Genomic DNA, 12,044 nt, shown 5'->3' with positions numbered 1-12,044 from the left:
CGCCAACACACCAGGAGCTGCCAGGCATTTCGAAGTACTCAGGGCCGACGAACCGGCCGAAATAAAAAAAACAATGTCGAGGAAACATCGATGCGTATCGTTCCCCATCTCCTGGGCGCAGCCATTGCTGCCGCTCTGATCAGCACGCCGGTTTTCGCAGCCGAACTGACCGGCACACTGAAAAAGATCAAAGAGTCCGGCGTCGTTACGCTTGGGCATCGCGACGCTTCCATTCCGTTCTCCTACATCGCAGACGCTTCCGGCAAGCCGGTCGGCTACTCCCATGACATCCAGCTGAAAGTTGTCGAAGCCCTGAAGAAAGAGCTCGACGTACCGAACCTGCAGGTCAAGTACAACCTGGTCACCTCGCAAACTCGTATCCCGCTGGTGCAGAACGGCACCGTGGATCTGGAGTGCGGCTCCACCACCAACAACGTCGAGCGCCAGCAACAAGTCGCCTTCTCCGTTGGCATCTTCGAGATCGGCACCAAGCTGCTGTCCAAGGAAGACTCCAAGTACAAGGATTTCGACAACCTCAAGGGCAAGAACGTCGTGACCACCGCCGGCACCACGTCCGAGCGCATCCTCAAGGCCATGAACGCCGACAAGCAGATGGGCATGAACGTCATCTCCGCAAAGGACCACGGCGAATCCTTCCAGATGCTGGAATCGGGTCGTGCCGTCGCGTTCATGATGGACGACGCCCTGCTGGCTGGCGAAGCCGCCAAGGCCAAGAAGGCCGATGACTGGGCTGTCACCGGCACCCCACAGTCCTACGAAATCTACGGCTGCATGATGCGCAAGGGCGACGAGCCGTTCAAAAAGGTTGTCGATGACGCCATCAAGGCCACCTACGCTTCGGGCGAGATCAACAAGATCTACGAAAAATGGTTCATGCAACCGATCCCGCCAAAAGGCCTGAATCTCAACTTCCCGATGAGCGACGAACTCAAGGCACTGATCGCCACGCCGACCGATAAAGCGGCTGACGACAAGAAATCCTGATTTCTGACTAACCTTATCTCCTGAAGGGGCCCCGCTCTTTCAGGGGATGGTCACTCCCTGCTGGCAAATCTGGAAATACTCGAACCGGTGGCTGTCGAGCCGATCGCGTGTGCCTGGCCTCCAAGCCGGGCGGGAACGGAGCTTCCCCAGGCGGGCATTTGTATATCGAACGATCTGAGGGGAGACCCTAATGAATTACAACTGGGACTGGGGCGTGTTCTTCAAGTCCACCGGCGTGGGCAGCGAGATTTATCTCGACTGGTACGTGGCCGGCCTGGGCTGGACCATCGCCATCGCCGTCGTCGCCTGGATCATCGCCCTGTTGCTGGGTTCGATCCTGGGTGTAATGCGTACCGTACCGAACCGGCTGGTGTCGGGTATCGCCACGTGCTACGTAGAGCTTTTCCGTAACGTGCCGCTGCTGGTTCAGCTGTTCATCTGGTACTTCCTGGTGCCGGACCTGCTGCCCGCCGACATGCAGGAGTGGTACAAGCAGGACCTGAACCCGACCACCTCGGCCTACCTGAGCGTCGTCGTGTGCCTGGGCCTGTTCACCGCCGCGCGGGTCTGCGAACAGGTACGCACCGGCATCCAGGCGCTGCCGCGCGGCCAGGAATCCGCCGCCCGCGCCATGGGCTTCAAGCTGCCGCAGATCTACTGGAACGTGCTGCTGCCCCAGGCCTACCGGATCATCATTCCGCCGCTGACCTCGGAATTCCTCAACGTCTTCAAGAACTCCTCCGTGGCCTCGCTGATCGGCTTGATGGAGTTGCTCGCGCAGACCAAGCAGACCGCCGAGTTCTCGGCCAACCTGTTCGAAGCCTTTACCCTGGCGACGCTGATCTACTTCACCCTGAACATGAGCCTGATGCTGCTGATGCGCATGGTCGAGAAGAAAGTCGCGGTGCCCGGCCTGATCTCCGTGGGGGGTAAATAATGGAATTCGACTTCACTGGCATCATCCCGGCCATTCCCGGCTTGTGGAACGGCATGGTGATGACCCTCAAGCTGATGGCCCTGGGTGTCGTCGGCGGGATCATCCTGGGGACGATCCTGGCGCTGATGCGCCTGTCCCACAACAAGCTGGTCTCCAATATCGCTGGCGCCTACGTCAACTATTTCCGCTCGATCCCGCTGCTGCTGGTCATCACCTGGTTCTACCTGGCGGTGCCGTTCGTGCTGCGCTGGATCACCGGCGAAGACACGCCGATCGGTGCGTTCGGCTCCTGCGTCGTGGCGTTCATGATGTTCGAGGCGGCGTACTTCTGCGAAATCGTGCGGGCCGGCGTGCAGTCGATCCCCAAGGGCCAGATGGGCGCGGCACAGGCACTGGGCATGAACTATGGCCAGGTCATGCGCCTGATCATCCTGCCCCAGGCGTTTCGCAAGATGACCCCGCTGTTGCTGCAACAGAGCATCATCCTGTTTCAGGACACCTCGCTGGTCTACACGGTCGGCCTGGTGGACTTCCTCAATGCTTCGCGGGCCAATGGCGACATCATCGGCCGCTCCAATGAGTTCCTGATCATCGCAGGTCTCGTGTACTTCACAATCAGCTTTGCCGCCTCGCTGCTGGTCAAGCGTCTGCAAAAAAGGTTCGCCGTATGATCTCTATCAAGAACATCAACAAGTGGTATGGGGACTTCCAGGTACTGACCAATTGCAGCACCGAGGTCAGCAAGGGTGAGGTTGTGGTGGTGTGCGGGCCGTCGGGTTCGGGCAAGTCCACGCTGATCAAGTGCGTGAACGCCCTGGAGCCGTTCCAGAAGGGCGACATCGTGGTCGATGGCACGTCCATCGCCGACCCGAAGACCAACCTGCCGAAACTGCGTTCGCGCGTGGGCATGGTGTTCCAGCATTTCGAACTGTTCCCGCACCTGACCATCACCGAGAACCTGACCATCGCGCAGATCAAGGTGCTGGGCCGCAGCAAGGAAGAAGCCACCAAGAAAGGCCTGCAATTGCTTGAGCGCGTGGGTCTCTCGGCCCACGCCCACAAACACCCGGGCCAGCTCTCCGGCGGCCAGCAGCAGCGCGTGGCGATTGCCCGTGCGCTGGCGATGGACCCGGTGGTGATGCTGTTCGACGAACCGACCTCGGCCCTTGACCCGGAAATGGTCAACGAAGTGCTCGACGTGATGGTGCAACTGGCCCACGAAGGCATGACCATGATGTGCGTGACCCACGAAATGGGCTTCGCCCGCAAAGTGGCGAACCGGGTGATCTTCATGGACCAGGGCCAGATCATCGAAGACTGCCCGAAAGAAGAGTTCTTCGGCGACATCAGCGCCCGCTCCGAACGTGCGCAGCATTTCCTCGAGAAAATCCTGCAGCACTAAAGCGTCGCCTTCTTTAGGCGCGCTGATCCTTGTGGCGAGGGAGCTTGCTCCCGCTGGGTCGCGCAGCGGCCCCAAAACCGGCAAATGCAATGTATCTGGCATACCGCATGAACCGTTTTGCGACTGCTTCGCAGCCGAGCGGGAGCAAGCTCCCTCGCCACAGGACCGCGTTCGAAGGACGACCGCCGCCACACTGGTTGACCCAAGGCTTCTGTGATGAAATGCGACCCCACCCTTTATCGCGCCGCGCCGCCATCACTCGCCGTGAAACCCCGCCTGATCCGCCATCTGTTCCTGCCGCCGCTGGTCATTGCGCTGATGATCGGCCTGGGTTACCTCGGCTTCTGGATCAGCGAGCACTACGGCGTACGCGGCCTCGCCGAGAATGGTGAGCGCCAGTTGGAACTGCACGCCCGTGCGGTCGAGAGCGAGATCAGCAAGTACACCTACCTGCCCAGCCTGTTGGAGCTTGAGTCGAGCGTCTCGCAACTGCTGGACGACCCGACGCCCGAGCATCGCAAGACCGTCAACGAATACCTCGAAGGCCTGAACCGCCGCAGTCGCAGCCGGGCCATCTACGTGATGGACACCACCGGCCGGGTGATGGCCACCAGCAACTGGCGTGATGTCGACAGTTATCTGGGCGAAGACCTGTCCTTCCGCGCCTACTTCCAGAACGCCGTGCGCGGCCAGCCGGGACGGTTCTATGGCATCGGCAGCACCAATGGCGAGCCCGGTTACTATCTCGCCCATGGCCTGGAACAACAGGGCAAGATCATCGGCGTCGCCGTGGTCAAGGTGCGCCTCGAAGCCATGGAGGAGCGCTGGCAGCGGGCGCGGCTGGAGGCGTTCGTCAGTGATGAAAACGGCATCATCATCCTGTCCAGCGACTCGGCGCGACGGCTCAAGTCGGTGCGCCCCCTGAGCGACGAGACCAAGGAACGCCTGGCCCGCAGCCTGCAATATTATTGGTTCCCTTTGAACGAGCTGGTGCCCCTGGCCCGGGAGCGCCTGGCCGAAGGCATGGAGAAGCTGACCTTCCCGGCCAACACCCAACTGGTGTCCGACGAGCGCGCCATCAGCTATTTGTCGCAAACCCGGCCCTTGAGCGATACCCCGTGGAATTTCACCCTGCTGACGCCCCTTGAAGACCTGCGTCGCCAGGCGATCAACCAAGGCATCCTGGTGGCCGTGGCCTTCGCCCTGGTGGCGTTCCTGCTGATCGCCTGGAACGAACGGCGCAAGGTCATCGCCACCCGTCTCGCGGCCCGGGAAGCGTTGCAGGAAGCCAACAACCAGCTCGAGCGTCGGATTACCGAACGCACCACCGACCTGCGTGCCAGCAACGAACGACTCAAGGGCCAGATCCGCGAGCGACGCCAGGCCGAAGAGACCTTGCGCCGGGCCCAGGACGAACTGGTCCAGGCCGGAAAACTGGCGGCCATCGGCCAGATGTCCACCAGTATTGCCCATGAACTCAACCAGCCGCTGGCGGCGTTGCGCACCTTGTCCGGCAACACCGTACGCTTCCTTGAGCGCGGCCAACTGGACATCGCCAGCACCAACCTCAATACCATCAACGAATTGATCGACCGCATGGGCCGGATCACCGCCAGCCTGCGCGCCTTTGCCCGCCGCGGCGATGACCAGGGCCGAGCGAGCCTGGGCAAAGCCGTCGAAGCCGCCTTGCAACTGCTGGGCGGACGCCTGGAAAACCTCGACATCCAGATCCACAGCGGTTTCGATGACGTCCAATTGCAAATCGACCAGACCCGCCTGGAACAGATCCTGGTGAACCTGATCGGTAATGCCCTGGACGCCATGCAGACGCAACCCGAGCCGAAACTGTGGCTCGAAGGCCAGGCCGCCGACGGTAAATATCGCTTGCGGGTGCGCGACAATGGCCACGGCATCGATCCTGAGGCCCGCAAGCATTTGTTCGAACCGTTCTTCACCACCAAGCCTGGCGAACAAGGCCTGGGCCTGGGCCTGACGCTCTCGGCGAGCCTGGCCGCCGCCGCGGGTGGGCACCTGGGCGTCGAGTACCCGCTTGAGCGTGGCACCACGTTTGTCCTCAACCTACCGTTGGTGAACCCTTCACCTGCCGAGCCGCTATGAACCACGACCTGAGCGTACTGATCGTCGAAGACGACCCCCACGTCCTGCTGGGCTGCCAGCAGGCCTTGAGCCTGGAAGACATTCCCTGCGTCGGCGTGGGCAGCGCCGAAGAGGCGCTGGAGCGGGTCGACGATAACTTTGCCGGCATCGTCATCAGCGACATTCGCCTGCCGGGCATCGACGGCCTGGAACTGCTGACCCGTCTCAAGGCGCGGGACCGCAGCCTGCCGGTGGTGTTGATCACCGGCCATGGCGACATTTCCATGGCCGTGGGCGCCATGCAAAAAGGCGCCTATGACTTCATGGAGAAGCCCTTCTCTCCTGAACGCTTGGTGGACGTCGCCCGCCGCGCCCTGGAGCAGCGCAGCCTGGCACGGGAAGTGTCATCGCTGCGGCGGCAACTGGCCGAACGCGATTCCCTGGAAGGCCGGATCATTGGTCGCTCGCCGGCCATGCAGCACCTGCGCGCGCTGATCGCCAACGTCGCCGACACCTCGGCCAACGTGCTGATCGAAGGCGAAACCGGCACCGGCAAGGAATTGGTCGCCCGCTGCCTGCATGATTTCAGTCGGCGCCATGACAAGCAGTTCGTCGCGCTGAACTGCGGCGGCTTGCCGGAAAACCTGTTCGAAAGCGAGATTTTCGGCCACGAGGCCAATGCCTTCACCGGTGCCGGCAAGCGCCGGATCGGCAAGATCGAGCACGCCGACGGCGGCACGCTGTTCCTCGATGAAGTGGAGAGCATGCCCCTGCCCTTGCAGATCAAGTTGCTGCGCGTGTTGCAGGAACGCACCCTCGAACGCCTGGGTTCGAACCAGAGCGTGGCCGTGGATTGCCGGGTGATCGCCGCCACCAAGTCCGACCTGGACGAAATGGGCCGCTCCGGGCAGTTCCGCAGCGACCTGTATTACCGCCTCAACGTGGTGACCCTGGAGCTGCCGCCCCTGCGCGAGCGGCGCGAAGACATCCTGCAACTGTTCGAGCATTTCCTACAGCAGTCGTCCCTGCGCTTCGACCGCACGGTGCCGGAGCTGGACAACCAGACCCTGTCGAACCTGATGAGCCATGACTGGCCGGGCAACGTGCGCGAGCTGCGCAACGTCGCCGAGCGCTACGCCTTGGGCCTGCCGGCCTTCAAGCGCTCCGGCGCCAGCGGTGGCAGCCAGGGCCTGGCCTTCGCCGAAGCGGTGGAAGCCTTCGAACGCAACCTGCTGGTGGACGCCCTGCAACGCAGCGGTGGCAACCTGACCCAGGCCAGCCAGGAACTGGGCATGGCCAAGACCACGCTGTTCGACAAAGTCAAAAAATATGGCCTGAGCCACTGACCTGGGATGTGAAGCTGTGGATCTGATTTTCAAGGCGGCGCTGGGTGCCGCCGTTGTGGTCATCCTGGCGATGCTCGCCAAGACCAGGAATTACTACATCGCCGGGTTGGTGCCGCTGTTCCCCACCTTCGCCCTGATCGCCCACTACATCGTCGGCAAGGGCCGCTCGGTGGACGACCTGAAGACCACCATCGTGTTTGGCATGTGGTCGATCATTCCGTACTTCGTCTATCTCGCAACGCTGTACGTGATGATCGACCGCATGCGCCTCGAAGCCTCATTGGCCGTGGCAGCCGTCGCCTGGCTGATGGCGGCGACGGTGCTGGTCAGCGTCTGGGTGCGGCTTCACGGCTGATTCTGTGATCAATAGCCGACGGTAAACCGCTTTTGCGAAAACTGCGGCGTTTCCACTTCATCGATCATCGCGATGGCGTAATCGGCAAAGCTGATCCAACTGCGCCCGGTGTCATCAAACAGCAGGTGGTCCTTGCCCACTCGGAACTGCCCGGTGCGCTCGGTTTCAACGAACTCCGCCAAAGGCGAGAGGAAGGTCCAGTCCAAGTCCTGTTCCTTGCGCAGCACATCCAGGAACACGGCACCGGCGCTGGCTTCGGCCAGGTATTCCTCAGGAAAACCATCACTGTCGATCACCCGGCTGTTATCCGGCAGCAGCAACGAACCGGCCCCGCCGACCACCAGCAAGCGCTTGACCCCGGAGGCCTTCAGCGGTGCGATGATTTTGTCGGCCGGCACGGTGGCAAAGTGCGCGGCACTGATCACCACGTCGTGGCCGGCGATGGCCGCAGTCAACGCCTCGCTGTCCAATACATCCAGCTGTTTGCTGACCACCCCGGTCCTTTCGCCAATTTTCGCGGTGTTGCGGGCAATGGCCGTTACGCTGTGACCACGGCGCAGGGCCTCTTCCAACAGCTGGCTACCCGCACGCCCGGTGGCGCCGATGATTGCGATTTTGCTCATGGTATTCTCCGTTGATTACACAAGATGCTACTGAAGCAGTTGCTTGAATATTTCCAAGTGACATGAGCCTTTAGGGCTTGAAATGAAGCCCTTGTGGCGAGGGAGCTTGCTCCCGCTCGGCTGCGCAGCAGTCGCAAAAATGCTCATGCGGAGCGCCAGGTACGACTCACTGTCTGGTATTGGGGCCGCTGCGCAGCCCAGCGGGAGCAAGCTCCCTCGCCACAAAAGCGCATCAGCCCAGCCTCATCGCTGTCTCAATACCTCACCACTTCATCTCGCCTTTCGCCACCTTGGCACTGAGTTCCAGGGAACTGTCTTCACCCAACTTCGGGTAGCGTTGCTTCATGGCGGCGATCAACGCGGCAGAGTCCTTGGCCTTGGCGGTTTCCTCATCGAAGGCCTTGATGTAACCGGCAGTGAATGTCACCGGGGCCAGGGAACGGGCGCTTTCACCCAGGTAATGGCCGGGAATGACCGTGGCCGGTTGCAGCTTTTCAATGTGATCCAGCGTCGCCAGCCAATCCTTGTGAGACTTCGGCGTCTGGGTGTCGGCCATCCACACATGAATGTTCTCGGCCACCACGACACCGCCAACCACCGCCTTGATCGATGGAATCCAGACGAAACTGCGGTCCGGTTGCGGGCCATCGAGGCCGACGATCTGCAGGCGCTGGCCTTCCAGGGTCAGGCTGTCGCCCTTCAACACCTGAGGCACGATGGCCTTGGTGGGTGCATCGGTCTTCAGGATCGGCCCCCAATATTTCAGCTTGCCGTCCAGGGTGTGCTTGATGTGTTCGACGGTCGGCGCCGACGCCAGCACCTTGGCCTCAGGGAACGCGGCGGTGAGGGTTTCCAAGCCAAAATAGTAGTCAGGATCGCCATGGCTGATGTAGATCGTGGTCAGCCGTTTGCCACTGGCGCGGATTTTCTCCACCACCTGCTCGGCCTGGGTCTTGCCGAACTGGGCGTCCACCAAAATCGCCTCCTTCTCACCGCTGACCAACACCGACGTCACTGGAAAAACCGCCGCCGCACCGGGGTTGTAGACGTCGAGCGTCAAATCGGCGGCCCAGCCCTGGGCGGTGAAGGCCAGGGCGGCGGTGGCCAGCAGCAGGCGCTTGAGTGGGATAAGTCCGGTCATGGTGTGCTCCGTTGTCCAAAAACCCGTCAGGGGATGTGACTGAGCTTAGTTGCCTGACTCGTTACAAAAAATGCGATGCTGGGACATAGTTTGTTTCTGAAAGCGGGCAAATCATGGATCGTCTACAAGCAATGCGGGTGTTCGTCACGGTGGTCGACCTCGGTAGCCAGTCAGCGGCGGCCGAGCACCTGGACCTGTCGCGGCCGGTGGTGTCACGCTACCTGGCGGAGCTGGAAGACTGGGTCGGTGCCCGGCTGATGCACCGCACCACGCGCAAACTGAGCCTGACCGCCGCCGGCACGGAGATCCTGCCGCGCTGCCGGCAAATGCTGGAGTTGTCCGGCGACATGCAAGCCGCCGTTGGCACCCCGGACGACGCGCCACGGGGCATGTTGCGCATCAGTGCCAGCACCTCCTTCGGCCAGGCCCAACTGGCGAGCGCCATGGCCGAATACGTCAAGCGCTACCCAGGGGTGAGCGTCGATCTGCAGATGCTCGACCGCACCGTCAACCTGGTGGATGAACGCATCGACCTGGCGATCCGCATGAGCAACGACCTGGACCCGAACCTGATCGCACGCCGCCTTACCGTCTGCCGCTCGGTGATCTGCGCGTCGCCGCGGTATCTGCGTGAGCACTCGACACCGCTGCGCGTGGAAGATCTGAGCCGGCACAACTGCCTGACCCATTCCTACGTTGGCAAGAGCCTGTGGCATTTCGAGCAAGACGGCGAGCCGATCGCGGTGCCGGTGCAAGGCAATATCAGCGCCAACGAAGCCAGCACCTTGCTCCAGGCCACGATAGCCGGCGCGGGCGTGGCGATGCTGCCCAGCTACCAGGCTGGCCCGCATATCCAGAGCGGTGAACTGGTGCGCCTGCTGGGCCACGCCGAACCGCGCCGGATGAACATGTATGCGGTGTACGCCTCACGCAAGCACATGCCGTCGGCGTTGCGCAGCCTGCTGGATTTTCTGGTGTTGAAGTTTCCTGAGACGCCTGAGTGGGATGTGGGGCTCTAAACGATACCCGTCTCACCTCCGATCTCCTGTGGGAGCGGGCTTGCTCGCGAAGGCGTAGTGTCAGCCAATTAGATGTCGACTGATACACCGCCTTCGCGAGCAAGCCCGCTCCCACAGGGGGGTCACCGTTGCTCTCAAGGCTGCGTCGGGATTTCACCAACAGCCCGCCCCAAGGCATACTGGCCACCCTCCGCACTCCAGAACCCTAAACCGCCCCATGCGTATCCACGTCAGTTTCATCGACCGCGTCGGCATCACCCAGGAAGTCCTGGCCTTGCTCGGTGGGCGCAATCTCAACCTGGATGCCGTGGAGATGGTGCCGCCCAACGTCTACATCGACGCCCCGACCCTCAGCCCGCAAGTGCTCGACGAGTTGCGCGAGGCGTTGTTCAGCGTGCGCGGCGTGCAGGCCGTTACCGTGGTGGACATCCTGCCGGGCCAGCGCCGGCACTTGCAGCTCGATGCCTTGCTGGCCGCCATGACCGACCCGGTGCTGGCCCTGGACAGCGCCGGCAAGGTGTTGCTGGCCAACCCGGCGCTGATTGCCCTGTACGGGCGTGAACCGGCCGGGGAAAGCGTGGCCGAGCTGTTCGGTGACGAGGCATTGCTCGGCGCCCTGCTGGAGAACGGTTTCCGCTTGCCGCTTCGAGAAATCACCCTCAACGGCCAGACCTTGCTCCTGGATGCCACGCCCATCACCGATGCCGGCGCGCTGCTGACGCTTTATCAGCCCAACCGCATCGGCGAGCGCCTGTCGGCCCTGCATCACGATCACGCCGAAGGTTTCGACGCGCTGCTGGGCGAATCCCCGGCGATCCGCACCCTCAAGGCCCGGGCCCAGCGCGTCGCGGCCCTGGATGCACCGTTGCTGATCCAGGGCGAAACCGGCACCGGCAAGGAACTGGTGGCCCGGGCTTGCCACGCCATCAGCGCCCGACACAGCGCGCCGTTCCTGGCCCTGAACTGCGCCGCGCTGCCGGAGAACCTGGCCGAAAGCGAACTGTTCGGCTACGCCCCCGGCGCCTTCACCGGCGCACAACGGGGCGGCAAGCCAGGGCTGATGGAGCTGGCGAACCAAGGCACGGTGTTCCTCGATGAAATTGGCGAGATGTCGCCGTACCTGCAAGCCAAGTTGCTGCGTTTCCTGAATGATGGCAGCTTCCGCCGGGTGGGCGGCGACCGGGAAATCAAGGTCAACGTACGGATCCTCAGCGCCACCCACCGCAACCTGGAGAAAATGGTCAGCGAAGGCTCGTTCCGCGAAGACCTGTTTTATCGCCTGAACGTGCTCAACGTCGAAGTGCCGCCGCTGCGTGAGCGCGGCCAGGACATCCTGCTGCTGGCGCGTTATTTCATGCAGCAGGCCTGCGCGCAGATCCAGCGCCCGGTCTGCCGCCTCGCTCCCGGCACGTATCCGGCACTGTTGGGCAATCGCTGGCCGGGCAACGTGCGGCAATTGCAGAACGTGATCTTCCGCGCCGCCGCCATCTGCGAAAGCAGCCTGGTGGACATCGGCGACCTCGACATCGCCGGCACCTCGGTAGCGCGCCAAGGTGATGTGGAAGTCGAGAGCCTGGAACAGGCTGTGGAAAGCTTCGAGAAGCACCTGCTTGAAAGTTTGTATGCCAACTACCCGTCCACCCGCCAGTTGGCCAGCCGCCTGCAGACCTCCCATACCGCGATTGCCCATCGGTTGCGCAAGTACGGTATTTCCGGGAAGCCTTAGCTTTACTCGGTTCATGTGGGAGCGGGCTTGCTCGCGAAGACGGTGTGTCAGTCAACATCAACTTGGCTGGCACACCGTCTTCGCGAGCAAGCCCGCTCCCACAGAGGTTCTGAGCTGTGGTCGAAATCGCGTCAAAAACGACCTCCACTGTACTGAAAGCGCTACAGCGGAACGATATCGCTACACGCCGCGCTAACCTGCATGGTGCAAGGCTTTGATCCCACAACGATTTTTTCCAGGCCTGCAGCTGTAGCGATTTCGCTACAGCCAAGCCAATCCACATCTCGACATCTCCACTCAACCCATTGATATATAAGCCATTAATAACATTGGCCGCATTCTTGCTATGGGAATAACCATTCGGCCGGGCCAAGCCCCGCGCCTTTCTTCGCG

11 protein-coding genes are annotated in these 12,044 nt (G+C 62.0%); 9 read left to right on the top strand and 2 right to left on the bottom strand.

Going from position 1 to position 12,044, the window contains the following annotated elements:
• The first annotated feature begins 90 nt into the window (after positions 1 to 90).
• From J3P88_RS07080 to J3P88_RS07050, 7 genes are all read left to right on the top strand, one after another.
• On the top strand, positions 91 to 1,005 hold the full coding sequence (locus tag J3P88_RS07080; protein WP_434574529.1) for a glutamate/aspartate ABC transporter substrate-binding protein: 915 nt from the start codon (positions 91 to 93) through the stop codon (positions 1,003 to 1,005).
• A 190-nt stretch (positions 1,006 to 1,195) separates the two neighbouring features.
• Positions 1,196 to 1,942: an amino acid ABC transporter permease gene (locus J3P88_RS07075; RefSeq protein WP_053124568.1), complete on the top strand. Its 747-nt coding sequence runs from the start codon at positions 1,196 to 1,198 to the stop codon at positions 1,940 to 1,942.
• The gene (locus tag J3P88_RS07070; protein ID WP_014339892.1) at positions 1,942 to 2,613 is read left to right on the top strand and encodes an amino acid ABC transporter permease; all 672 of its coding nucleotides are present in this window, start codon (positions 1,942 to 1,944) and stop codon (positions 2,611 to 2,613) included. Before J3P88_RS07075 ends, J3P88_RS07070 begins: the two co-directional genes overlap by 1 nt.
• Positions 2,610 to 3,344: an amino acid ABC transporter ATP-binding protein gene (locus tag J3P88_RS07065; RefSeq protein WP_018614195.1), complete on the top strand. Its 735-nt coding sequence runs from the start codon at positions 2,610 to 2,612 to the stop codon at positions 3,342 to 3,344. Before J3P88_RS07070 ends, J3P88_RS07065 begins: the two co-directional genes overlap by 4 nt.
• Positions 3,345 to 3,560: 216 nt before the next feature.
• Positions 3,561 to 5,462 (top strand): sensor histidine kinase, encoded by a 1,902-nt coding sequence (locus tag J3P88_RS07060; RefSeq protein WP_186706334.1) that lies wholly within the window; start codon positions 3,561 to 3,563, stop codon positions 5,460 to 5,462.
• 44 nt (positions 5,463 to 5,506) lie between these two features.
• On the top strand, positions 5,507 to 6,787 hold the full coding sequence (locus J3P88_RS07055) for a sigma-54-dependent transcriptional regulator (protein WP_238349475.1): 1,281 nt from the start codon (positions 5,507 to 5,509) through the stop codon (positions 6,785 to 6,787).
• 25 nt (positions 6,788 to 6,812) lie between these two features.
• Positions 6,813 to 7,142: a GlpM family protein gene (locus J3P88_RS07050; protein ID WP_434576373.1), complete on the top strand. Its 330-nt coding sequence runs from the start codon at positions 6,813 to 6,815 to the stop codon at positions 7,140 to 7,142.
• An 8-nt stretch (positions 7,143 to 7,150) separates the two neighbouring features.
• On the opposite strand, the gene J3P88_RS07045 is transcribed toward J3P88_RS07050, so the two are convergent.
• Complete coding sequence (locus J3P88_RS07045; RefSeq protein ID WP_434574528.1) at positions 7,151 to 7,765, bottom strand: NAD(P)-dependent oxidoreductase; 615 nt, start codon at positions 7,763 to 7,765, stop codon at positions 7,151 to 7,153.
• A 262-nt stretch (positions 7,766 to 8,027) separates the two neighbouring features.
• The gene (locus J3P88_RS07040; RefSeq protein WP_434574527.1) at positions 8,028 to 8,906 is read right to left on the bottom strand and encodes an MBL fold metallo-hydrolase; all 879 of its coding nucleotides are present in this window, start codon (positions 8,904 to 8,906) and stop codon (positions 8,028 to 8,030) included.
• Positions 8,907 to 9,019: 113 nt separating this feature from the next.
• Between J3P88_RS07040 and J3P88_RS07035 the strand changes: the two genes are divergently transcribed.
• Complete coding sequence (locus J3P88_RS07035; protein WP_434574526.1) at positions 9,020 to 9,925, top strand: LysR family transcriptional regulator; 906 nt, start codon at positions 9,020 to 9,022, stop codon at positions 9,923 to 9,925.
• Positions 9,926 to 10,142: 217 nt separating this feature from the next.
• Complete coding sequence (locus tag J3P88_RS07030; RefSeq protein ID WP_186706339.1) at positions 10,143 to 11,651, top strand: sigma-54-dependent transcriptional regulator; 1,509 nt, start codon at positions 10,143 to 10,145, stop codon at positions 11,649 to 11,651.
• Positions 11,652 to 12,044: the final 393 nt, after the last annotated feature.

Origin of the sequence: Pseudomonas sp. Z3-6, from assembly GCF_051131985.1 — a bacterium.
GTDB lineage: Bacteria > Pseudomonadota > Gammaproteobacteria > Pseudomonadales > Pseudomonadaceae > Aquipseudomonas > Aquipseudomonas zanjanensis.
Note: the sequence above shows the minus strand (reverse complement) of the source record. Positions and strands in the feature narration are given on the sequence as shown.

Excerpts from the sequence above, each read along its gene's own strand:
- J3P88_RS07045 (WP_434574528.1), bottom strand. The coding sequence starts at position 7,765 with ATGAGCAAAATCGCAATCATCGGCGCCACCGGGCGTGCGGGTAGCCAG.
- J3P88_RS07065 (WP_018614195.1), top strand. The coding sequence starts at position 2,610 with ATGATCTCTATCAAGAACATCAACAAGTGGTATGGGGACTTCCAGGTA.
- J3P88_RS07070 (WP_014339892.1), top strand. The coding sequence starts at position 1,942 with ATGGAATTCGACTTCACTGGCATCATCCCGGCCATTCCCGGCTTGTGG.
- J3P88_RS07040 (WP_434574527.1), bottom strand. The coding sequence starts at position 8,906 with ATGACCGGACTTATCCCACTCAAGCGCCTGCTGCTGGCCACCGCCGCC.
- J3P88_RS07075 (WP_053124568.1), top strand. The coding sequence starts at position 1,196 with ATGAATTACAACTGGGACTGGGGCGTGTTCTTCAAGTCCACCGGCGTG.
- J3P88_RS07030 (WP_186706339.1), top strand. The coding sequence starts at position 10,143 with ATGCGTATCCACGTCAGTTTCATCGACCGCGTCGGCATCACCCAGGAA.
- J3P88_RS07035 (WP_434574526.1), top strand. The coding sequence starts at position 9,020 with ATGGATCGTCTACAAGCAATGCGGGTGTTCGTCACGGTGGTCGACCTC.
- J3P88_RS07080 (WP_434574529.1), top strand. The coding sequence starts at position 91 with ATGCGTATCGTTCCCCATCTCCTGGGCGCAGCCATTGCTGCCGCTCTG.
- J3P88_RS07060 (WP_186706334.1), top strand. The coding sequence starts at position 3,561 with ATGAAATGCGACCCCACCCTTTATCGCGCCGCGCCGCCATCACTCGCC.